Origin of the sequence: Vibrio sp. 99K-1, assembly GCF_013114585.1 — a bacterium.
Classification (GTDB): domain Bacteria; phylum Pseudomonadota; class Gammaproteobacteria; order Enterobacterales; family Vibrionaceae; genus Vibrio; species Vibrio chagasii_B.
The window spans coordinates 71,605-94,315 of record NZ_VTXF01000015.1 but is presented as its reverse complement, the minus strand read 5'-3'; the positions used below and the strand labels follow the sequence as shown (position 1 = coordinate 94,315).

Genomic DNA, 22,711 nt, shown 5'->3' with positions numbered 1-22,711 from the left:
AAGGTTAGCAGACCATAATAAAGTTGGCATTTTAAACATGCACGGAGACGATAAGTGAAGCAACAGTTTAGATTCGCTTCCATTGCCCTACTATCGGCGCTGACCGCGGGATGCGCGAGTATGTCTGCAGGTAACCTGTTCAGTCATTACAGCGCACAAAATAAAAGTATCTACCAAGCTGTTAAATCTGGAGATTATTCAGAGGCTCAACAAGAGTTACCAGATTACGCAGCAGGCGATATTCTCGATAATTTTGAGAGAGGCAGAATCAATCTGTTGGATCAAAAGTACCCAGAGAGTAAGTCTTCGTTTGAAGCGGCGGATCAGGCTGTTACCGAGCAGCAGAGAAAAGCCGTCATCTCAATTTCAGACAGTGCAACCAGTGTGGGAGCATTGGCTGTGAATGACAACATTACCGAGTATGTGCCGCCGGATTACGAGTTAGGCTTTCTTCACCTTTATCTCGGCTTAAACTATTTAAAGAAAAACGATTTAGAAGGTGCGGTGATCGAAATGCGTCGCGCCAATCAAGTTCAAGAGCAAGCGAAAAAGCAGCGTGAGGCCGAGCTAGAAAGAGCCGCCAACGATGCGAAGAAGCAGGGGCTGTCTGCCAATGTCGGCAGTATTCTCGCGAATTACCCAGATGCGGGTAAAAAGCTGCAGTCAGTGCAAAACGCTTATCTGATGTTTTTATCGGGTCTGCTTTATGAAGCTTCAAACGACCTTAACAGTGCTTATGTTGATTATCGACGCGCATTGGCGGTGATGCCTGATAACCAAGAGATTATCGACAGAACCATGGCAACGGCCGCACGCTTAGGTATGCGACAGGATTTGGTCACACTTGAGAAGCGTTACAAGCAGTCGTCTAAGCTAAGTAGCGGTCAAGGGCGCGTGATTGTTCTTCAAGAGCAGAGTGCTGTTCAAGCAATGGACAGTTGGCGACTAGATTTACCTGTTTATGACAGTCGCGATCAGGGAGCAATATACTCTCTTGCGCTGCCATATTACCCAAGTCAGAACGTAGAGCGTTTTTCTCCGTTACGAATCAGTGGGCAGCCGCTGCAGGAGCATTTGATTACCGACGTAAACGCTATGGCTCAAAACGATCTCTCTGAGCGTATGACGAGCATTGTTATTCGCCAAGCACTGCGTGTGGTCGCAAAAGACCGCATTCGTAAAGAGGCAACCAAGGGTGATGACGTTGGCAACATTTTGTTCAATGTGTGGAACACGCTGACAGAGCAACCAGACACTCGCAGTTGGCAATCATTACCAGCTGAGATTAAGAGCAGTACGTTTGTAGCAAACAGCGGCCAATATACCTTGGAAGCGGGTGCTAAAACCTACGATTTTGATATTCGAGAAGGGCAGACCACTTTGGTATGGATTTCTCGACAAGGAAACAACGCAACAATGTGGCATAAACAGCTAGGGAGGCTGTAATGAAAAAGTGGTTAGTGAGCTTAGCAGCGGTTATGGCTCTGGCTGGTTGTGCTGATAATACAGCTGGCGTAAGGGTTGATAGTCTGACTCAGAACGTATTCTTTGGCGACAATGTATTGGGCAGCCGTTTACAAGTTGAAGATATCCGTACCGATCAGATTGATGGCCACACTCGAGGTATTGTCCGCTTAAACAGTAACTATAAAGGTGACCAACACATCCTTTATCGTTTCTATTGGTACGACGATGCTGGACTTGAGGTCAACTTGAAACAAGGACCTTGGAAGCAAGCGATTGTACGTGGCTTTGAAAGCATTTCGTTGTCGGAAGTATCGGTAAACCCGAAAGCAACTCAATTCCGAGTGCAGTTCCGAGAGCAGTAGTAACAGATTCCGTTAGAACTGGCGCGGTTAATATCGACTAGCGCTGAAAAGCGAATTGATTCGCACAGATAAAATTTAAGAGTGTGGGTAACCCCGCTCAATGATAAGTTGAGGAAACATCATGAAAAAGAGTGTCATTGCGCTACTAGGCTTAGCGGTTATTTTAGGCGGTTGTTCGAACAAGGTAAGCTACGGTGATGCACAAGCAGTAGAAACCACGACAATCGATTTCGGTTCAACTGACCTTCAAACTATTGCTGGTGAGATGGTTGATAGCATGATGGCTTCTGGTTCAGTGTCTTACATTACTCGTGATCAGCGTCCAATCGTGTTCGTAGAGCGAATCAAGAACAAAACAAGTGAACACATCGATACTGAGTCAATCACTGACACAATCAGTACTAAGATGCTGAACTCTGGTAAGTTCCGTTTCGTTGATATGGACCGTGTAGAGTCTGTTCGTGACCAACTAAACTTCCAAAACAACGATGAGCTAGTGAACCAAAGCTCTGCGATTCAGTTCGGTAAGATGGTTGGTGCTCAGTACATGCTGTACGGCAACCTATCAAGCATCGTTAAGAAAGCGGGTAGCGACGAAGACGTGTACTACAAAATGACCATGCGTCTGATGGACCTTGAGTCTGGCTTGATCGAGTGGGCTGACGAGACTGAAATCCGTAAGCAGCAATCTAAGAGCCTACTAGGTCTTTAATTTCGCTTAACTGCCAACTATGACACTTACTATTGAAAGTGAATAGCTTGGTCACACGCCAATTCAGTACATGATGTGCTGATATTTGAAGACACTGGCTTTTGGTCAGTGTCTTTTTTGTAGGGAAACGAAGACGTTTATAGGGAATGAGCAATGGCAATTTTTTCTTGGTCTGAGGCGAAGCTTCTTGATACCAGTTTGATTTCGCTTGATGGCTATTTTTCGCAGCCGCCAGTGAAGGCGCAGACACTTACCGGTGGTCTAACTAACCGATGTTGGAAGCTGGTTTCTGCTGATGGCACTGAATACGTGTGGCGTCCGATTACACCGATTACTAACGCCTTCTTTATTTCCCGTCATGAAGAGTACCAAGTGTTGTCTGCCATCGAGCGTCTTGGTATTGGACCAAGCCCTATTGTCGTCAATGAACAAGGCTTATTGGTTGAATGGGTTGCCGGGGATACGCTCTATGAAGGTTTAGATATTGATGACCTATTGAAAACGCTTATCTCTGTGCATTTGGTTAACACCGCACGGTTACCACTTAAGCCGTTCAGCTTTACAGCGCGAGTAGACCATTATTGGCTTCAGCTTGATGCGGTTCATAAGACCGAAGCCTACAGCTCCATTTATAAAGAGTGGCGGACAACACCGAGTATTCCGAGTGTTGAGCTTTCCTTATGTCACTTTGATCTGGGCGGTTACAACCTAGTGAAGAACAGCGGTGGGATTAAAATCATTGATTGGGAATACGCGGCAATTGCTGACCCTAGATTAGATCTAACCTTAACCATTTCAGTCGCAGATGCCCCGGTGCAAGAAACGGTTGAAAAGTATTGTCAGCTGCGCTGCATTCACGATGTTCAGCCTTGGCTGGATGGTGTAGAAGCGTGGTTACCACGAAGTCGAATGATGGCAATGTTGTGGTATTTGCTCGCTCATCAACTGTGGGGAGATGAAAGTTATCTGCGTGAAGCAGAGGCTCTGAGTCACACTTTCTGTAGCTAGGATCACGTTTAGGAAGTGAAAAATATAATTTCGATGGTCTTCCCTTTAAAACCTTGTTTTTCGTGTTAGATTGATCCAAACGTACCAATATTCAATGGGGGAGGTACAATGATTATCTATCTTCACGGCTTCGACTCAACAAGCCCGGGCAATCACGAAAAGATACTGCAGTTGCAATTCATTGATGATGACGTTCGTTTCATCAACTACAGTACTTTGCATCCAAAACACGATATGCAGCACCTGCTAAAAGAGGTGCACAAAGTGATAGAGCAATCAGATGATCCACATCCAATTATTTGTGGTGTTGGCTTAGGTGGTTTTTGGTCTGAGCGTATTGGTTTCTTGTGTGGTATTAAGCAGGTAATTTTCAACCCGAACCTGCAACCTGAGAACAACATGGTAGGCCGAATTGATCGTCCTGAAGAGTACGAAGATATTGCGACTAAGTGTGTTGAACAGTACCGCATGAAAAACAAAGGTCGTTGTCTTGTGGTGCTTTCTCGTGAAGATGAAATTCACGACAATAGCAAAACAGCCGCAGCACTTGAAGATTACTACGATGTAATCTGGGATGAGAAAGAGAGTCACAAGTTCAAAAAAATCTCTCAACATCTCCAAGTGATGAAAGCCTTTAAAAACGCTTAATCATCCCACTATTTTTATAAAAGCAGTACTCATTGAGTGCTGCTTTTTTGTATCTGGATAGCAAAGGTTACTATTGATGATGCTGTCGTAGCGGCTATGTTGACAAGTTTACGCAAACGTTAACTATTTAGCTTCGAATCCTCATTGTGGGTAAGGATTTTAGTTGCGGTCATCTTTTTGCTATATATAATGTTCCAAAGCAAAATATTTTGATAAATATCAAAAAAAATTGAGAGCGAGTGATAAAACTTGCCCATTATTTGTGTACTACCTCTAAGGTTGTCACCTTTTTTATCCATGTGAGTAAGGCGATAAACGGATGTTTGTTGCTTGTAGCCCCTCTAACTACTCGGTGAGCTGTCGTTTTTCTTTTTCGCGGTTATCCAATATGTCACAGCCTTATTTAAAGGCCGAGTAGATACATAGAATTTATCGGTTGGAGTAATCGAGCCGAACCCTATTTATTCATTTTGTAGAGGATTGTCATTGTGACAAAAATTATCGTAGTAGGCGGCGGTGCTGGTGGTTTAGAACTAGCAACTAAGCTAGGCCGCACTTTAGGTCGTAAAAAGCGTGCCCAGATCACTCTGGTAGACCGTAAAGCAAGCCACCTATGGAAGCCATTGCTTCATGAAGTAGCAACTGGTTCTCTAGATGAAGGCGTTGATGCATTAAGCTACCGCGCACACGCAAAAAACCATTACTTCGATTTCCAAATGGGCAGCCTGAACGACATCGATCGTGAGCGTAAAGTGATTGCACTTAGCGAACTGAAAGATGAGCACGGTGAGCTGTTAATGCCAAGCCGCGAGCTTGAATACGATATTCTGGTTATGGCACTAGGTTCAACGTCTAATGATTTCAACACTCCAGGCGTTCGTGATAACTGTATTTTCCTTGATAGCCCAGAACAAGCTCACCGTTTCCGTACTGAAATGAACAACCAGTTCTTAAAGCTGCACGCTAAGAATGGTCAAGGTACGGTAGACATCGCGATTGTTGGTGCGGGTGCTACTGGTGTTGAGCTGTCGGCTGAGCTTCACAACGCTGTGAAAGAGCTTCGTACATACGGTTTTGGTGACCTAGATTCAAGCAAGCTAAACGTAAACCTAGTGGAAGCGGGCGAGCGTATTCTTCCTGCTCTTCCTCCTCGTATTTCAAGCGCTGCGCACTCTGAGCTAACTAAGCTTGGTGTGAACGTTCGTACCAATACTATGGTAACGCAAGCCGATGCTGATGGCCTAACAACGAAAGATGGCGACAAAATCCCTGCTCAAATCATGGTATGGGCAGCAGGTATTAAAGCGCCTGACTTCATGAAAGATATTGGTGGTCTTGAAACTAACCGTATCAACCAACTAGTTGTGAAAAACACGCTGCAAACGACGCTTGATGACAACATCTTTGCTATCGGTGACTTGGCGCAATGTACACAAGCGGATGGTTCTTTTGTTCCACCTCGTGCTCAAGCGGCTCACCAAATGGCAAGCTGCGCATTCAGCAACATCATTGCTAAGCTGAACGGTCGTGACCTGAAAGATTACATCTACAAAGATAAAGGCTCACTAGTATCACTAAGCCGTTTCTCTACGGTAGGTAGCTTGATGGGTAACCTGACTAAAGGTTCGATGATGGTCGAAGGTCGTATTGCTCGCGTGGTTTACATCTCTTTGTACCGCATGCACCAGATGGCGCTTCACGGAATCATCAAGACGTCACTAATGATGTTGGTTGGCCGTATCAACCGTGTTCTACGTCCAAATCTAAAGCTTCACTAATTAGCTAGCTTTTCGAAGAAGAGTTAAGCTTTCAAAATGCTTAACGCTGATAGTAAAAAAGAGCTCTTCGGAGCTCTTTTTTGATCGTGTCAGTTAAGTGGCTGCCTTGTTGATGATGGTTAAGCCACCGGTGGCAGTACTGAGTAAACGACCCCATCTTTTGGTTTACCGTTGAAGATGAATCGATTTTTGGCAATGGTTTCTCGCTCTGCGTCGCACTTCTCTATGAGCTTTTGGCTCGGTAGGTTTTCGGTATCACAGACTATCTCTAAACGCGTTAGTTTGAGCTGCGCAAAGCAAAATTCAAACAGAGCCAACATCGCTTCTTTTGCAATGCCTTTTCTCTGAAATTGGTCGCCAACCCAATACCCTAAACTCGCCATGTTAAAGGTGTGGTAAAGCTCATTGATGGCTACCATGCCGACCAGCTTATCGCTTTTTCGCTCAAAAATACCAAAGCCAAACGCATCGGCTTTCACCCAGTTTAGGCGAGTTGCCAGAATGAATTTCTCTGCCTCTACGATAGAGAACTGATCGTGACACCAATCGACCCAAGGCAGTAAGCTAGGGGAAGACTTGATCAGTTGAGAAAACTCTTGTGCGTCAGAAGGCTCAATAATTCTTAGGCTAAGGTTTTGAGTATTGATCTGGAAGTCGGGGCTCATAGGGCGTACCAATTAAATTTGTAAGTACCTGCTGAAAGTAGCCAGCACTTAATAAAACGCCCTCACAATGGAGGGCGTTTTGAGTGATTAATATGAGTATAGCGAGATCGCGAGTAGAGTAACCAGCTTAGTCGCTATATCACTAGAACCGCTTATTGAGCAACACGACGGACTTGAATCACCATGCCAAGAAGCGGGTGGTCAAGGTAGTGAGTTTCTGTACTACGCATACGACGTTTTTGGTCCATACGGTAGCTCTTAAGGAACTCTTCTACTTGAACGGTCGGTGAAATCTCGGTTAGGTTGCCGACCTGAACATTGCTCTCTGCACCGCTTACTGGAGAATCGAGTTCAATTTGCTGTTCTTGCAGCGTGACTTCACGAACGCTTGGTGCTTTCAAATCTAGAGTGGTTTCAGCGTATAGGTAGTGCTGAACATAGATTTGTAGCTTACCGTCTAGTTCATAAAGCGGTTTGTCGATGGTCTCTTCTTGGAAGCCATCAGCACTTGCGGTAACCGCGCCTTTTTCAGAGCCGTCAGCATTGAACTGTTTAGAGAAGTCTTTACCTGCTTGAATGTGGAAAACAGGTGCTGAGCTCTTGCCTTGATCGCCTTGACGCCAAGCCGTGTGCATCAGAACTTCAAAGCCTGCATGTTTACGTAGCTTATCTTTCTGAGGTGTTAATTTGTATTCCGAGTAAGGAAGCATTTTCACACCTTTGCTTGCTCGGTATTGGGTGTCCTGAAATGAGCCAACGCGCTCAAGTGAAATCTTTGGCTGGGTGTTAGGCCAAGACTCGTTCACCTTCTCTGCATCAACTGCGCGTTTGAAAATGATCACTTCTATATCAAATTGTCTCTGCGCCAAACTTGGCAGTGAGACGAACAATAGTAGCAGTGGGATCAGTCTTTTCATTTTTACTCCGTTTTCCAGCCGCACTACCGGCGGGATAAATTATATGTGCAAGTGGGTTGGGCTTTAAGCTGAAGGCAGCAAGTTCTGTCTGAATTCGCCCAATAAATCACTAACAAATTGAATTCGTTTCCGTCTGTCGACCAATGGTATCGTAAACTTGAACTTAGTTGGTCCTTCCATTGAAAACTTTTGCGGTTGAGATTGCAACAGTTTAACAAGGTAGTTCGGGTTTATGTCAGCATCCGGGTAGAATTCGATAAATCCGCCTTTATCGTGCGCTTCAATTTTCTTCGCTTTGATAGATGCAGCTGCTAACTTAAGATCGGAAACCGATAATAAGTTCTTGGTTGCATCAGGAAGAATACCGAAGCGGTCGATAAGCTCTACTTTCAGCTCCGCAAGTTCCTCGGTGTCACTCACACTCGCAATACGTTTGTATGTTGATAAGCGCGTGTTGATGTCTGGAATGTAGTCATCTGGTAATAGTGCTGGGATGCGCATCTCAATCTCAGTTTGCTCACGTAGCAGATCATCAAGTGACGGCTCTCGACCTTCTTTCAAGGCCTCAACCGCTTGCTCTAGCATCTCCATGTATAGCGTGAAGCCGACAGATTGGATTTGACCACTCTGTTCATCACCCAATAGCTCACCGGCACCACGAATCTCTAAATCATGTGTTGCGAGAGTGAAGCCTGCGCCCAAGTCTTCCAGAGAGGCAATCGCGTCTAAGCGTTTAATTGCGTCTTTGGTCATCGCCTTCGGATGTGGTGTCAGCAGGTACGCATAAGCTTGGTGGTGAGAACGACCCACACGACCACGCAGTTGGTGAAGCTGCGCTAGACCAAGGTTGTCGGCTCGGTCCATCAAGATGGTATTGGCTGTCGGAACATCGATACCGGTTTCGATGATGGTTGTACACACCAATAAGTTAAAGCGTTGGTGGTAGAAGTCGTTCATGATGCGTTCTAGTTCGCGCTCTCGCATTTGACCGTGAGCGACGGTTACACGCGCTTCTGGAATCAGCTTTTGCAATGATTCTGCGGTTTTCTCAATCGTATCGACTTGATTGTGCAGGAAGTAAACCTGACCACCACGCATGATTTCACGAAGTACTGCTTCTCTCACTACGGCATCGTCACTTTGACGAACAAAGGTTTTGATAGCCAAGCGTCGTGCTGGTGGCGTTGCAATGATCGATAGATCACGCATCCCACTCATCGCCATGTTGAGCGTTCTTGGGATTGGCGTTGCAGTCAGCGTTAGGATGTCGACATCGGCACGCATCGCTTTTACTTTCTCTTTCTGGCGGACACCAAAGCGATGTTCTTCATCGACGATCAGTAAGCCAAGGTCTTTGAATTTGATATCACTAGAGAGCAGTTTGTGAGTACCGACTAGGATATCCACCTTACCGTCCGCGACATCTTGCATGATCGCTTTTTGCTCTTTCGCGGACTTGAATCGAGACAGTACTTCAACACGAATCGGTAAATTCGCGAAACGGTCTCGAAAGTTTTCGAAGTGTTGCTGAGCAAGTAGGGTAGTAGGAACTAACACCGCCACTTGTTTGCTGTTATCCGTACACACGAATGCCGCGCGCATTGCGACTTCTGTTTTACCAAAACCAACATCACCACACACTAAGCGGTCCATGGCTTTTGCTTGGCACATGTCAGACATCACCGCATTGATTGCCATCGCTTGGTCATCAGTTTCTTCAAATGGGAAGCCAGATTTGAAGGTTGCGTATTGCCCGCGATCTAAAACAAATTTATAGCCAGGTTTAAGTTCGCGCTTGGCGTAAACATCCAGCAGCTCTGCAGCAACGTCACGTACTTTTTCAGCGGCACGCTTACGCGCTTTTTGCCACGCCTCACCACCTAGTTTGTGTAGCGGTGCAGACTCCTCAGCACCGCCAGAGTAACGTCCAATAAGGTTCAAAGACGCAACGGGTACGTACAGCTTGGCGTCGTTTTGGTACTCAAGCGTCACGTATTCGGTTTTCATTCCACCGGCTTCGAGGGTTTGCAAGCCGATGTAGCGACCAATACCGTGGTCAATGTGCACAACAGGTTGACCTGGTTTTAGCTCCGCAAGGTGGCGGATAACGGTGTCGCTATTAACGCTTTTCTTATCTTTCTTACGACGTTGAACAACGCGGTCGCCAAGCAAGTCGCTTTCACAGATAAGCGCGATGTTCTTCTCTTCGTGAACAAAACCGTGCTCAGCTGAACCTAGGATCAGGCTGAACTTGTCTTTGGCCTTAACGGCTGCATTGAGGTTTTCAACTTCGTTTGGTCGTACTTTTATACCGCGAAGTAGTTCGCTCAATGCTTCACGGCGACCCTCTGACTCAACCGAAAAAACAACTTTGCCATCGAAGGCTTCAGTGAATTTTCTCAGGTTAGCCAAAGGCTCTTTGTTTTGGTGCTGAACGCTGAGATCAGGCAGTGACGTAACCGGAAGGTTGATGCGTCCAGCTTTCTCTTCAATAGGTTCTAAGCTCAGGTTGACTTGTGACTTTTGCTTGAAGTGTGCGAACAGTTCGTCTTTTTTCAGCCAAAGCTGTTCTGGCGCTAATAGAGGACGTAATGGATCGACCCCACGTTGGTCGTATCGATGAGCGACATCAGCAAGGAAAGAATCAACAGCGGTTTCTACATCACCAAGAACCAAGAGTTGCGTTTCATCGGCAACATAGTCAAACAGTGTTTCTGTATGATCGAAGAATAGAGGTTGCCAGTACTCAATACCAGCGGGCCATGTCCCTTTAGATACCTGCATGTAAACCGATTCTGGTTCACGGCGGGCATCAAACTGTTGGCGCCAACGAATACGGAAATCTTCGATCGCTGTTTCCGAGGTTGGAAACTCGTGAGCTGGTAAGAGTCGAATTTCAGAGATGTCTTCAATAGAACGTTGGTTCTCTGGATCGAAGGTTCGGATGGTGTCGATCTCATCATCGAAGAAGTCGATACGGTAAGGGTCTTTGCTGCCCATCGGGAACAGGTCAAGAATAGAGCCACGGCTCGCGTACTCACCTGGGCCAAATACTTGATCAACGTAACGATAGCCAGACTTTTCAAGCTGCAAACGCAGTTTCTCTAGTGAGTAAAGATCACCAGTTTTCACCATTAGAGTGTGCTGTAGCAAGAAGTCACGCGGTGATTGGCGCTGAAGTAGGGTGCTAATCGGTACGATCGTGATGCCGTCTTTTAATGTCGGCAAGGCATAAAGACGCGCGATACGATCTGATATGATCTCTTGGTGTGGTGAGAAACTGTCGTAAGGCAGGGTTTCCCAGTCTGGGAATAGCGCTACTTCGCTCGCCGTAAACTGTTCAATTTCAGATTGCAGCTTGAGTGCGATTTGTGGATCTGGCACAGCAAGTACAGTATGACTGCTGTGTTGCTCTGCGAGTTTAGCAATGGCCAGAGCGAGAGACGAACCCACTAGGTTACCAATGTGCTTTTTGTCACCAGCTCCTTTGAGGGTAGGTAGGGTAAAAATAGATTGTTTGGTCATGTTAATTTACTTGTTATCTCGGTCTAGAGAGCGTTGACGCAAAAGTTTCTGTTGTTGATGAAGTGCCGCTTTGATCAGCAGGTCTTGGTCAGTATCGCGAAGATGAGCGTATTTGAAGTTAATTTCGAAACCTGAATCTTTAGGTTGGCTTGCAAACACTTCCGCGTAGCAGTAAATCGCTGCGGCAGGGTGTTCCAAGAATAGCTTAGCTTTTACTAAGCGACCCGGTTCGATGTCTGTCTTCGAAAAGCAGGAAAATTGGCTCGCACCGAAGGAGTAAGTGTGAGTTCGAAACTTCTCATCATCTTGCTGCGATAACATAAAGCTCAACAGCAGGTTTAATTTAGAGTTCTGTGCATCCAATAAACTGGTGACATTCTTCAAGTCGCTGTTTTTCAGTTCAGCGCGAGCACTGTCGGCTAAAAGGTCCAACTGACTAAATTCACTCGCCACAACAAAAGGGGCAGGGATCTCGGATTCGAACTGAATTTGAGAGGGTAAAGTGAAGTTACTTTCCATCGGTTCTATATTAGCGGTAAGACTGTGGTGAACAGTGAAAAACTCTTGTTCTGTCATGCGTTAGTTCCTTGAAGTGATCTATTGATTATCGCTATGTGGCGTCAGTAATCAAGGTCAGTTAATTGAAAGTATCAAATAGTTGTTTGAAATTTGGTGTTTTGACAGGGTTCTGTTTTTCAGGCCTAACTAATTGAGTTAATTCACTCTATATTTTCAATTAACCCCTACAAAGTAACAGCAATACCCGTTACATTAACCCGCATCCCTTTTTGATGGTTCAAAGTATGTTTCATCCTATTTCAATGTTTGTTGGCCTGCGTTATTTGAAAGGCCGTTCAGGTGATCGCTTTAGCCGTTTTGTTTCTTATATGTCGACAGCGGGTATCACCATTGGTGTGCTGTCTTTGATTACTGTTTTGTCGGTAATGAATGGATTCGAAGCGCAATTAAAAGACCGAATTCTCGGCGTTCTTCCTCAGGCAGTGGTTTATGAGCAAGGTGGTAAGACGCTACTCTCTGAACAGGCTCCGGATTTTGCTAAGCAAATTTCGCTTAATGGTCATGTTGAACCGATTGTTCGCAGTGAGGCGGTGATTCAGAGCCCAGCTCAGCTGTCTGCTGGCCTTTTAATTGGCATCCAACCCAATTCTGATGATCCACTTCAAGACCACCTCATTGCGGGTAGACTGTCTTCACTAAAAGCTGGGCAATATCAGCTGTTCCTTGGTCATACACTGGCGAGAAACCTAAAGGTATCGATGGGCGACAAGGTTCGTCTAATGGTGACTAGCGCAAGCCAATACACACCACTTGGCCGTATTCCTAGCCAACGTAATTTCACCGTAGCCGGTATCTTTAATACGGGCTCGGACATTGATGCTCAACTTATGGTGACGGATATCCAAGATGCAGGGCGTTTGATGCGCTACAAGTCGGACACTATTTCAGGTTGGCGACTGTTTTTTGAAGACCCATTTGAAGTCGCAGAGCTATCGAGTCAACCCTTACCAGATGGATGGTTATGGAGCGATTGGCGTGACCAACGTGGCGAGCTGTTCCAAGCAGTTCGTATGGAGAAAAACATGATGGGCCTAATGCTTGGGCTGATCATCGGGGTTGCCGCATTTAATATTATCTCTGCGCTGATTATGGTGGTGATGGAGAAGCAATCTGAGGTCGCGATACTTAAAACCCAAGGCATGACCGATGGTCAAGTGATGGGCATCTTTATGGTTCAAGGTGCAAGTAGTGGCGTTATTGGCGCACTATCCGGCGGCGCATTAGGCGTTGTTCTGGCAATGAACCTTAACCCGATTTTAGAAGCGATGGGTGTTGCTCTATTCTCGTTTGGTGGTCAGTTACCTATTTTGATTAACCCAATTCAAATCGCCGTTGTGGTGGTGCTTGCTATTGCACTTAGCTTGATTGCTACTATTTTCCCTTCTTACCGTGCATCTTCTGTGAAACCTGCTGAGGCCCTTCGTTATGAGTAATTTTCTTCAATGTAATGATATCCGTAAAACGTACCGTGAAGGCTCGTTGGATACTGAGGTCCTTAAAGGGGTGAGCTTTGAGATCGAAAAAGGTGAATTGGTTTCTATCATAGGTACTTCTGGTTCAGGTAAGAGTACGTTACTGCATATTTTAGGAGCGCTTGATGATGCTTCTGCGGGGAGCGTGAGCTTTCTTGGTCAAGACTTAGCTAAACTGAGCTCGAACAAGCAGGCTAAGCTTCGCAACCAGCACCTTGGTTTTGTTTATCAATTCCACCATCTACTGTCTGACTTTTCAGCATTAGAAAACGTCGCTATGCCGCTGCTGATAGGTGGTGAAAAGCCTGCGAAAGCCAAACAAGAAGCACAGTTGTTACTTGATAAAGTGGGACTAAGTCATCGAGTTGATCACCGTCCTTCTGAGCTTTCTGGTGGTGAAAGGCAACGTGTGGCGATCGCTCGTGCATTAGTAAACAAGCCTGCTCTTGTGCTAGCGGATGAGCCGACGGGTAACCTAGACCATAATACTGCAGTTTCCATTTATGACTTAATGCGAGAGTTGAATCGCGAATACGATACCGCTTTTTTAGTGGTGACCCATGATGGCGAACTCGCTGGCAAAATGGATCGTCAACTGCACATGCAAGATGGCTTGCTGGTTAACGTAGAAAAAGAGGAGAGCTAAGTGTTTTCTTCTTTATCCCTATTGATAGGCGGTCGCTTTAGCCGTGCTAAGCAGCGAGACAAGATGGTGTCTTTTATCTCCTTGTCTTCGACGATCGGTATTGCGGTTGGTGTGGCGGTGATCATTATCGGTCTGTCAGCCATGAATGGTTTTGAGCGTGAGCTAGAATCTCGCGTGCTGTCTGTGATTCCACATGGTGAGTTTGAAGGGGTCAATGAACCTGTAACTCGATGGGAGCATGTGGTAGAGCAGTCCGAAAAAAATGACAAAGTCGTTGCCGCTGCGCCTTATGTGAAAATCACAGCGCTCGCTGAAAAGGGCAAAGAACTTAAAGCGATTGAAGTGCGTGGTGTTGACCCACAGCTTGAGCAACAGGTATCGAGTTTATCAAGCTTTATTGATAAGCAAGTGTGGAGCGATTTCAAAGCAGGGCAGCAGCAGATCATCTTAGGCTCTGGTGTCGCCAATGTGCTTGGCGCGCAAGTGGGTGATTACTTGACTTTGATGATCCCAACAGTGAACGGCTCGGTTAAGGTTCAGGCGCCAAAGCGGGTACGAGTAAAAGTTGCCGGCTTACTGACGCTTAATGGACAAATTGACCATAGCTTAGCGCTCATTCCGATTGGTGATGCTCAGGTTTATGCGAACTTGGGGGAGGCTGTGACAGGTGTCTCTTTGAAAGTGACCGATGTACTGAACGCGAACGAGATTGTACGTGAGGTTGGCAATCAGCTTGATGTGTATGTGTACCTGCGCAGTTGGCAACAGAAGTTCGGCTTCCTATATCGAGATATTCAATTGGTTCGCACCATTATGTATTTAGTCATGGTGCTGGTGATTGGTGTTGCGTGTTTCAATATTGTTTCGACATTGATGATGGCGGTAAAAGACAGAGCTTCGGAGATCGCAATCCTAAGAACCATGGGTGCTTCAGATGGCTTAGTGAAGCGTATCTTTGTTTGGCAGGGCGTGTTCTCTGGCGTATTAGGTAGCTTAGTCGGTAGTGCGATAGGTGTTTTGGTTGCACTCAATCTGACCACTCTTATTAAAGGGCTTGAGAAGCTGATCGATCACCAATTTCTGTCAGGTGATATCTACTTTGTCGACTTCTTGCCATCACAGCTGAATATGATGGATGTCGTTGTGGTATCAGGTACTGCAATCGCTTTAAGTTTGCTGGCGACATGGTACCCAGCATCTCGAGCTGCGAAGTTAAATCCAGCTTCTGTGTTGAGCTCCAAATAACAAATCTCCTGTTTCGACAGATACAAAAAAGGATCCCATGTGGGATCCTTTTTTATTGAATTCAAACTGTATTATCTAAGACTTTCATTACATGCCTATCATCTAATGGCTTATAACTCGTCTGATTTTGATCGCTATCTCTTAAAAGTGGAGAGCGCGTCAGTATAGATTCACTATCTTGCTTGTCGTTTTTTCCAGCTTCTTACTACTGAGTAGCGCCATAAGCCACGAATACCGAAATAACCAATCATTGCTGAAATCACACCACAAATCATACAGCCCAGCAGGAATGGAGGCCCGATGGTGCTCATTTGCGCCAAGATAAAGTCCCAAGACAGTTCGAAGTGAAAGGCTTGCGGCGGAACATGCATAACGAATGCACCTACTTTATAGGCAAAGTAGAACAAGACTGGCATGGTTACGGGGTTACTGATCCAAACGAGAGCGACAGCCAGCGGTAAGTTAACACCACATACAACGGCTAGGCCTGCAGACATAATCATTTGGCTTGGTAGAGGGACAAACGCCATGAATAACCCAACAGCGAACGCGCCGGCCGCGGAGCGACGATTAAGGCACCATAAGTTGGGGTTGTACAAAACATTGCCAAAAACTTTTAATGCTTTCTGACGCTTGATGAGCTCATGGTCAGGCATAAATCGTTTGATAAACTTTCTTGGCATAGGAGGAAGCTACTCTCTTGTTTAACACTTGGTTCTTGATTTCATTTGCTGCGACAGTTGTGTCTGCCAGCTTCTGGCCTGTGATGCCACATTGGGTCTTGGCACCATTGATGCTGTTATTACTAATCGCATCAATAAAGTATAGCGTTTTCCGACGTACAAGAGGTCTAGCTACTGCGTTGACACTCGTTGCATGCCTAGGGAATACGATTGAAATCCAAACAAGTCGCTTATTTCAATCAGGGCAGAATACTACCATAAATGCCTCAGTAGTTAGTCTTTTTAGTGAAAATAGCCATGGTTTTGAAAGCGTAGTAGTAGTTAGATCAATTGACGGTGAAAAATTAGTCTTTCCTCAATTGATAAAATTGCGATTGTTTACGCCTTTCAAGCTCACTTTGGGTGATGAAGTTCATTTGTCGGTCAGTATCAAGCCTGTTTTTGGGAAGCTTAATGAAGCAGGCTTTGATTTGGAAAAGCATCTGTTTAGCACTGGGGTTACGGCAAATGCGAATTACCGAACGAATACTAAATATAGAATCCATTCTAGCAACCGTCTACGTGCTCGGTGGTTCGAGCGCAGTCTTGATAATCTTAGCCAGCTAAAAAATAACGATTTAATAGTCGCTTTGAGTTTCGGTTATCGAGATCTCATTCCTTCTTTGCGTTGGGATTTACTAAAGAGCAGTGGCTTGATTCATTTGATGGCTATTTCTGGGCTTCACATTGGTATTGCCTTTGGTATCGGTTATCAGCTGGGGAAGTTGGCGCGTTTGTTGTCTCCTCAGTTGTTATGGCTTCCGACACTATTTGGTTTAGGTTTCGCTTATTTCTATAGCTGGTTTGCTGGGTTCACCCTACCGACCCTAAGAGCGCTAGTGATGTGTGTTGTGGCGAGTTACTTTCTGTGGCGTGGACAAAGTATCGGTGTGGTTCGCTATGTTCTAGTCAGCTTGTGTATCGTTCTCGTTATTTGGCCTTTTTCTGCGTTATCCAGTAGCTTCTGGTTATCTTTTGGTACATTGGGTGCGGTTCTCTACATTGCGTTCAATAGTGATGCTTCTTCTTCAAATTCTACCTTTATTGAACGAGTACTAAAGCTCATCAAAATACAGGTCATGCTGACCTTGTTAATTGCTCCCTTTTCGATGTTGTTTTTCAAAGGCGTTAGCTTGATCTCGGTCGTCTACAATTTGTTGCTATTGCCTTGGGTGGCAATGGTGACGATACCTTTGCTGTTTTTGTCGATGTTTCTAAGTTTGGTCACTGAGTCTTTATTTTGGGGAAGTGACTCAATGGCTCGTTTTTCTGCTGAGTTATGGAAATTGGTTGATTTGTCACTTGAACCGTTGGTGTTTAGCTTGCCTTTCTCTGAACAGTTTTGGATTCAGGTAGATAATCACGTGACCGTGTTACTCGTTTTTCTTATCTTATTCTTCGGTTTTATTGGTCGATACCTTAAACATGGAGTAGCCGCTGTCATCATTTCTGTATTCCTGTTGTGGTGGGAATTTGGCAAAGTGAAACAGGACAGGTTAACTATTGATGTCTTGGACGTAGGGCATGGCTTGTCTCTCATCTTTGAAAAGAACAATCACGTGGTGGTGTACGATTTAGGTAACGCGTGGCCGGGAGGGTCGATGGTCGAGTCACTATTGATTCCTACTTTATCTCAAAGAGGTATAGATGAAATTCAAGGAGTGATCATTAGCCATTTCGATTCTGATCACGCTGGTGGTTACCCTGCATTGCTTGAGAACTATCAGCCTGAATGGATAAGAGCTAGCCAAAGTTTGAATCATCAAATGAGCTCAGTTGTTCAAGCATGTACGTTAGGTGAGGCGTGGGAATGGCAGAATGTGCAGTTCGAGGTGTTGTGGCCGCCACAACTAGTGAATAGGGCGTATAACCCACATTCTTGTGTCATACGGATAATTGAACCAGAATCGGGCTTTTCGATGTTGCTCACGGGTGATATTGAACTCGTAAGTGAGTGGTTACTTGCTCGGGAAGTTGAACAGCTTCAAAGCGACGCCATGCTAGTACCTCATCATGGTAGTGACAGCTCATCTATCGCCCCTTTCATAGAAGCGGTTTCACCAAAGTTAGCGATTGCTTCGTTGGCAAAGGGAAATCAATGGGGGATGCCAAGTGAATCAGTCGTTCAACGTTACTTACAAAGTGGAAGTGCCTGGCTTGATACAGGTGAAAGTGGACAAATAACCATCACCACCAACCAAGAAGGTTGGCATTATCATACGATTAGAGAGGAACAAGGTCGGCAGTGGTATAGGCAGATGCTTCGTAAGGGAGTAGAATAGATAGATTATTGTGAGAAAATTAAGCGATTTTATGTCAACACAAACAGATGAAACTACCTGGGTCACATTTAAACGACTTTGGACTTATATTCGACTATATAAGGCTGGCCTTGGTGTTGCGGTTATTGCGCTTATTATTAATGCCGTCTCTGATACTTACATGATTTCTTTGCTAAAGCCGTTGCTAGATGAAGGCTTTGGTAGTGCGGAATCAGATTTCCTACGCACACTTCCTCTTATTATCTTTGCCATGATGTTCATTCGTGGCGTCAGTGGTTTCGTATCCACCTATTGTTTGAGCTGGGTTTCTGGCAATGTGGTGATGGAAATCCGCCGTAAAATATTCAGTCACTTTATGCACATGCCAGTCTCTTTCTTTGATAAAGAGCAGACGGGTGCGCTGCTGTCTCGTATTACCTACGATTCGGAGCAAGTTTCTGCGGCAACCAGTAAAGCGTTGGTGAGTATTGTTCGTGAAGGCGCAAGCATCATTGGCTTGTTAACCTTGATGTTCTGGAACAGCTGGCAGTTGTCTTTGGTTCTATTCGCGGTTGCTCCACTGGTAGCTTGGGCAATCAGCATAGTATCGAAGCGATTCAGAAAGATTTCTAAAAACATGCAAACCAGCATGGGTCACGTTGCTTCGTCAGCAGAACAAATGCTGAAAGGGCACAAAGTGGTGCTTACTTATGGCGGTCAGGATTTAGAAAAACATCGCTTTGATAAAGTAAGTAACCAGATGCGTCAACAGAGCATGAAGCTAGTAACAGCACAAGCGGCCGCTAACCCAATCATTCAGATGATTGCATCGGTTGCTATTGTGGTTGTACTGGTATTGGCGAGCGTTGATTCAATTAAGGCTGAGCTAACTCCGGGTACGTTTACGGTAGTGTTCTCAGCAATGTTTGGCCTAATGCGTCCACTAAAAGCATTAACTAACGTAACCTCTGAATTCCAGCGTGGTATGGCTGCAAGTACGACACTGTTCGGCTTGATGGACTTAGACACAGAGCAGAACACAGGTACCTTGAAACCTGAAACGGTAAGTGGTGATGTTGCGGTAAAAGATGTGACCTTTACTTACGAAGGTGCCGAGAAGCCAGCATTGGATAATGTGAGTTTTAATATACCGAAAGGTAAGACGGTTGCGCTTGTTGGGCGATCGGGCTCAGGTAAGAGTACCATTGCCAACCTATTTACTCGTTTCTATGACGTAGACTCTGGCTCTATTGAACTGGATGGTCACGATATTCGTGATTACGAATTGAGAAATCTGCGTGAGCACTTTGCTCTGGTTTCTCAAAATGTGCATCTGTTTAACGATACGGTGGCTAACAACATCGCTTACGCAGCAGAAGAACAGTATTCACGCGAACAGATCGAACATGCCGCTAAACTTGCTCATGCGACTGAGTTTATTGAGGGTATGGAAAATGGTATTGATACTGTCGTGGGTGAAAACGGTGCGAGCTTGTCTGGCGGTCAAAGACAACGTATTGCGATCGCACGAGCACTATTGAGAGACGCGCCAGTTCTGATTCTTGATGAGGCGACGTCTGCACTAGATACAGAGTCAGAAAGAGCGATTCAATCAGCACTAGAAGAGTTACAAAAAGATAAAACTGTGTTGGTGATTGCTCACAGGCTATCGACGATTGAACAAGCTGATGAAATTTTGGTTGTTGATGATGGTCAGATTGTAGAGCGAGGCCCACACGCAGAGCTGATTGCTCATGATGGTGCCTATGCTCAACTGCATCGAATTCAGTTCAGCGGATAAGATTAGGTCTTTGTTGTGATCGAAAAGATTTGGTTTAACAATCACCCGTTAAAATATCTTCTTTGGCCACTATTGTGGCCATTGAGCCTGCTGTTCAAAGTGATCAGTGGGCAACGTCGTAATGCTTATCTCTCTGGAAAGAAAGAAACCTATCGACCACCTCTGCCTGTAATCGTTGTTGGTAACATTACCGCTGGTGGCAACGGTAAAACCCCTGTTGTGATTTGGTTGGTTGAAATGCTTCAAGCCAACGGCTTTAAACCAGGTGTGGTTTCTCGTGGTTACGGTGCGAAAGCGCCGAGTTATCCACTGGTTTTAGAAGAGAGCACGCCCGCTGAGCACTCGGGTGATGAACCCCGCTTGATTCGAAAGCGAACGGGCGCGCCGGTAGCGGTTGACCCAGTAAGAGCGAATGCGGTAAAGGCTTTATTGAATCAAGGCGTGGATGTCATTATCACTGATGACGGCCTGCAGCATTATGCACTTGAACGCGACATTGAGTTTTCAGTTATCGACGGTGTAAGGCGTTTTGGTAACGAGAGTCTGATTCCACTAGGCCCATTGCGAGAGCCTGTATCGCGTTTAGCTGACGTAGATTTCTTGATTAACAATGGTGGAGAGGCACAAGGGCGAGAGTTCTCAATGTCTTTGGCACCAAGTGAAGCGGTTAACCTAAAGACAGGTCAGAAAAAGCCAGTTGCAGAATTACCAAAGCTGGTGGCTTTTGCTGGAATAGGGCACCCGCCACGCTTTTTTAAAACATTAGATGATCTTGATGGTGATGTGGTTTACACACAAGGCTTCGCCGATCATCAGGATTTTGATAAAGATGAACTTCATGCCTTAGCAAAGAAAGGTATGAATATGATTATGACAGAAAAAGACGCTGTAAAATGCGAAGAATATGCTCAAGATAACTGGTGGTATCTTCCAGTTTCTGCGCAGTTCGAAGAAGAAGCGCAACAGCAAATTTTAAAAAGAATAAAAGAGGTTATGGAATACTATGGATCACCGTCTGCTTGAGATCGTTGCTTGCCCTGTATGTAAAGGTAAACTAACTTTTGACAAGGATAAGCAAGAGCTTGTTTGTAAAATCGATCGCCTAGCTTACCCAATTAAAGAGGGTATTCCTGTTCTTCTTGAACCTGAAGCTCGTACTCTTTCAATGGACGAGGGCAAGTAATGTCTTACACGGTAGTTATACCAGCAAGATACCAATCGAGCCGTTTGCCAGGTAAGCCTCTGGCTGACATTGGCGGCAAGCCGATGATTCAATGGGTATACGAACAGTCAATGAAAGCAGGGGCTGATAACGTAATTATTGCTACCGATGATGCTCGCGTTGAGAAGGCTGCGAAAGCATTTGGTGCGACTGTGTGTATGACGTCACCGAATCACGAGTCAGGTACTGAACGCCTAGCAGAAGTGATTGATGTCATGAACATCCCTGACGACCACATTATTGTCAACGTACAAGGGGATGAGCCACTTATTCCACCGGCGATTATTAATCAGGTGGCGAACAACTTAGCAAACAGCACTGCGCCAATGGCAACACTTGGTGTTGAAATCTCTCACGTTGATGAAGTTTTTAACCCTAATGCTGTAAAAGTAGTGACGGATAAAGACGGCTATGCGCTGTATTTTAGCCGTGCGACGATTCCTTGGGATCGTGATGCTTATGCTAATAACGGTACTGCTGCAGAATCTCCGTTGCTTCGTCATATTGGTATTTACGCTTACCGAGCTGGTTTCATCAATACCTACATCAACTGGGAACCAAGTACCCTAGAGCGCATCGAGTGCTTAGAGCAACTTCGCGTACTTTGGTATGGTGAAAAGATTCATGTAGATGTTGCTGTTGAAGCGCCGGCTGCGGGTGTTGATACTCCAGAAGACTTGGAAGCGGTACGCGCCATCATCGGTTAGACTTGCTTGAAGCAACAAATATATTTAGCCTCGCTCATGCGGGGCTTTTTCATGCCGATTTACTGCCAATAGAAAGCCTTATTAGCATCAGGTGATTGATATTAGGCCTGTTGCATTATCGAATGCATCATCAAGATTGAATTATCTGAGATTTACCTCGCTCGACTTCCAATTTTTCTCTATAATATGCCGCCTATAAAGTAGTGGCGACTCGCTAGTACAGAATAAAACTTACGACTAAACGTGGAGTAAAAGATGCCTTCTCAAAGCCCAGTGATTACGGTTGATGGACCAAGTGGTGCAGGTAAAGGTACCCTGTGTATGTTACTAGCAGATAAGCTAGGCTTTCATCTTCTAGACTCAGGTGCGATCTATCGCGTACTGGCTTTAGCAGCAATTCATCACGGTGTAGATACTGAATCGGAAGACGCTTTAGTTCCTCTTGCAACTCACTTAGACGTTCAGTTTATTGCTGAGGGCGATCTAGTTAAGGTTATCCTAGAAGGTGAAGATGTGTCGGGTGAGCTTCGTAAAGAAGAGACCGGCATGGCGGCTTCAAAAGTTGCTGCATTACCTCGCGTACGTGAAGCATTACTTCGTCGTCAGCGCGCATTCAGCGCCGCGCCAGGTTTGGTGGCTGATGGCCGCGATATGGGAACCGTTGTCTTCCCTGAAGCAGAAGCAAAAATATTTTTAGATGCAAGTGCAGAAGAGCGTGCGACTCGCCGCCTTAAACAGTTGCAACAGAAGGGGTTAGATGTTAAATTTGACGACCTTTTGAGCGAGATCCAAGAGCGAGACGACCGAGATCGTAATCGCCCAGTGGCGCCACTTCGCCCTGCAGAGGATGCTCTAGTGCTTGATTCCACCTCAATGAATATTGAGCAGGTAGTAGAAAAAGCACTACACTATATTGAATCGAAACTAGCTGGGTAATTCTGCCCGGCTGGCAAGAACGTTGGTCGCAAGGATGA

The 22,711-nt window shown here is 45.5% G+C and carries 20 protein-coding genes; 15 read left to right on the top strand and 5 right to left on the bottom strand.

The window, feature by feature from the left end; translation table 11 throughout:
- The first annotated feature begins 54 nt into the window (after window positions 1-54).
- From F0228_RS13400 to F0228_RS13375, 6 genes are all read left to right on the top strand, one after another.
- Window positions 55-1,446 carry a hypothetical protein gene (locus tag F0228_RS13400; RefSeq protein ID WP_171762300.1) on the top strand — a complete coding sequence of 464 codons (1,392 nt, stop codon included), beginning with the start codon at window positions 55-57 and terminating at the stop codon, window positions 1,444-1,446.
- On the top strand, window positions 1,446-1,829 hold the full coding sequence (locus F0228_RS13395) for a YcfL family protein (protein WP_004741950.1): 384 nt from the start codon (window positions 1,446-1,448) through the stop codon (window positions 1,827-1,829). Before F0228_RS13400 ends, F0228_RS13395 begins: the two co-directional genes overlap by 1 nt.
- Before the next feature lie 121 nt (window positions 1,830-1,950).
- Window positions 1,951-2,541 carry a penicillin-binding protein activator LpoB gene (lpoB, locus tag F0228_RS13390; RefSeq protein ID WP_004741952.1) on the top strand — a complete coding sequence of 197 codons (591 nt, stop codon included), beginning with the start codon at window positions 1,951-1,953 and terminating at the stop codon, window positions 2,539-2,541.
- 153 nt (window positions 2,542-2,694) lie between these two features.
- Window positions 2,695-3,549, top strand: a complete 855-nt coding sequence (locus F0228_RS13385; protein ID WP_061031795.1) for a phosphotransferase — start codon at window positions 2,695-2,697, stop codon at window positions 3,547-3,549.
- Between the two features lie 108 nt (window positions 3,550-3,657).
- Window positions 3,658-4,197: an alpha/beta hydrolase YcfP gene (ycfP, locus tag F0228_RS13380; protein WP_171762299.1), complete on the top strand. Its 540-nt coding sequence runs from the start codon at window positions 3,658-3,660 to the stop codon at window positions 4,195-4,197.
- Window positions 4,198-4,685: 488 nt separating this feature from the next.
- The gene (locus F0228_RS13375) at window positions 4,686-5,975 is read left to right on the top strand and encodes an NAD(P)/FAD-dependent oxidoreductase (RefSeq protein WP_061031794.1); all 1,290 of its coding nucleotides are present in this window, start codon (window positions 4,686-4,688) and stop codon (window positions 5,973-5,975) included.
- 119 nt (window positions 5,976-6,094) lie between these two features.
- Here F0228_RS13375 and F0228_RS13370 read toward each other — a convergent pair whose 3' ends face one another.
- The 4 genes from F0228_RS13370 to F0228_RS13355 all read right to left on the bottom strand — a co-directional run bounded on the left by F0228_RS13370 (window position 6,095) and on the right by F0228_RS13355 (window position 11,658).
- Window positions 6,095-6,640, bottom strand: coding sequence for a GNAT family protein (locus F0228_RS13370; RefSeq protein WP_105059252.1), 546 nt, complete (start codon window positions 6,638-6,640; stop codon window positions 6,095-6,097).
- A 152-nt stretch (window positions 6,641-6,792) separates the two neighbouring features.
- Window positions 6,793-7,557 carry a peptidoglycan binding protein CsiV gene (locus tag F0228_RS13365; protein ID WP_105059253.1) on the bottom strand — a complete coding sequence of 255 codons (765 nt, stop codon included), beginning with the start codon at window positions 7,555-7,557 and terminating at the stop codon, window positions 6,793-6,795.
- A gap of 63 nt (window positions 7,558-7,620) precedes the next feature.
- Window positions 7,621-11,082 carry a transcription-repair coupling factor gene (gene mfd / locus F0228_RS13360; protein WP_171730146.1) on the bottom strand — a complete coding sequence of 1,154 codons (3,462 nt, stop codon included), beginning with the start codon at window positions 11,080-11,082 and terminating at the stop codon, window positions 7,621-7,623.
- A 6-nt stretch (window positions 11,083-11,088) separates the two neighbouring features.
- On the bottom strand, window positions 11,089-11,658 hold the full coding sequence (locus tag F0228_RS13355; protein WP_008223874.1) for a hypothetical protein: 570 nt from the start codon (window positions 11,656-11,658) through the stop codon (window positions 11,089-11,091).
- A gap of 227 nt (window positions 11,659-11,885) precedes the next feature.
- On the opposite strand from F0228_RS13355, the gene lolC reads away from it, so the two are divergent.
- The 3 genes from lolC to lolE are packed head-to-tail and all read left to right on the top strand — an operon-like array spanning window position 11,886 to window position 15,024.
- On the top strand, window positions 11,886-13,094 hold the full coding sequence (gene lolC, locus F0228_RS13350) for a lipoprotein-releasing ABC transporter permease subunit LolC (RefSeq protein WP_162884287.1): 1,209 nt from the start codon (window positions 11,886-11,888) through the stop codon (window positions 13,092-13,094).
- Window positions 13,087-13,779, top strand: a complete 693-nt coding sequence (gene lolD / locus F0228_RS13345; RefSeq protein ID WP_116870281.1) for a lipoprotein-releasing ABC transporter ATP-binding protein LolD — start codon at window positions 13,087-13,089, stop codon at window positions 13,777-13,779. Before lolC ends, lolD begins: the two co-directional genes overlap by 8 nt.
- Window positions 13,780-15,024, top strand: coding sequence for a lipoprotein-releasing ABC transporter permease subunit LolE (gene lolE, locus F0228_RS13340; RefSeq protein WP_061031788.1), 1,245 nt, complete (start codon window positions 13,780-13,782; stop codon window positions 15,022-15,024).
- A 173-nt stretch (window positions 15,025-15,197) separates the two neighbouring features.
- On the opposite strand, the gene F0228_RS13335 is transcribed toward lolE, so the two are convergent.
- Window positions 15,198-15,707 (bottom strand): DUF2062 domain-containing protein, encoded by a 510-nt coding sequence (locus F0228_RS13335; protein ID WP_008223866.1) that lies wholly within the window; start codon window positions 15,705-15,707, stop codon window positions 15,198-15,200.
- A 17-nt stretch (window positions 15,708-15,724) separates the two neighbouring features.
- On the opposite strand from F0228_RS13335, the gene F0228_RS13330 reads away from it, so the two are divergent.
- From F0228_RS13330 to cmk, 6 genes are all read left to right on the top strand, one after another.
- The gene (locus F0228_RS13330; RefSeq protein WP_171730147.1) at window positions 15,725-18,028 is read left to right on the top strand and encodes a DNA internalization-related competence protein ComEC/Rec2; all 2,304 of its coding nucleotides are present in this window, start codon (window positions 15,725-15,727) and stop codon (window positions 18,026-18,028) included.
- A gap of 31 nt (window positions 18,029-18,059) precedes the next feature.
- On the top strand, window positions 18,060-19,808 hold the full coding sequence (gene msbA, locus F0228_RS13325; RefSeq protein WP_061031786.1) for a lipid A ABC transporter ATP-binding protein/permease MsbA: 1,749 nt from the start codon (window positions 18,060-18,062) through the stop codon (window positions 19,806-19,808).
- Between the two features lie 15 nt (window positions 19,809-19,823).
- Window positions 19,824-20,831 carry a tetraacyldisaccharide 4'-kinase gene (gene lpxK, locus F0228_RS13320; RefSeq protein WP_171730148.1) on the top strand — a complete coding sequence of 336 codons (1,008 nt, stop codon included), beginning with the start codon at window positions 19,824-19,826 and terminating at the stop codon, window positions 20,829-20,831.
- Entirely contained in the window at window positions 20,812-20,991 is a 180-nt protein-coding gene (locus F0228_RS13315) for a Trm112 family protein (protein WP_004741973.1), read from the top strand. The genes lpxK and F0228_RS13315 overlap by 20 nt, the downstream gene beginning before the upstream one ends.
- A complete protein-coding gene (gene kdsB / locus F0228_RS13310; protein ID WP_008224749.1) occupies window positions 20,991-21,737 on the top strand; it encodes a 3-deoxy-manno-octulosonate cytidylyltransferase in 747 nt (248 codons plus the stop codon). Before F0228_RS13315 ends, kdsB begins: the two co-directional genes overlap by 1 nt.
- Window positions 21,738-21,992: 255 nt before the next feature.
- On the top strand, window positions 21,993-22,673 hold the full coding sequence (gene cmk, locus F0228_RS13305) for a (d)CMP kinase (RefSeq protein ID WP_004741977.1): 681 nt from the start codon (window positions 21,993-21,995) through the stop codon (window positions 22,671-22,673).
- Window positions 22,674-22,711 lie beyond the last annotated feature (38 nt).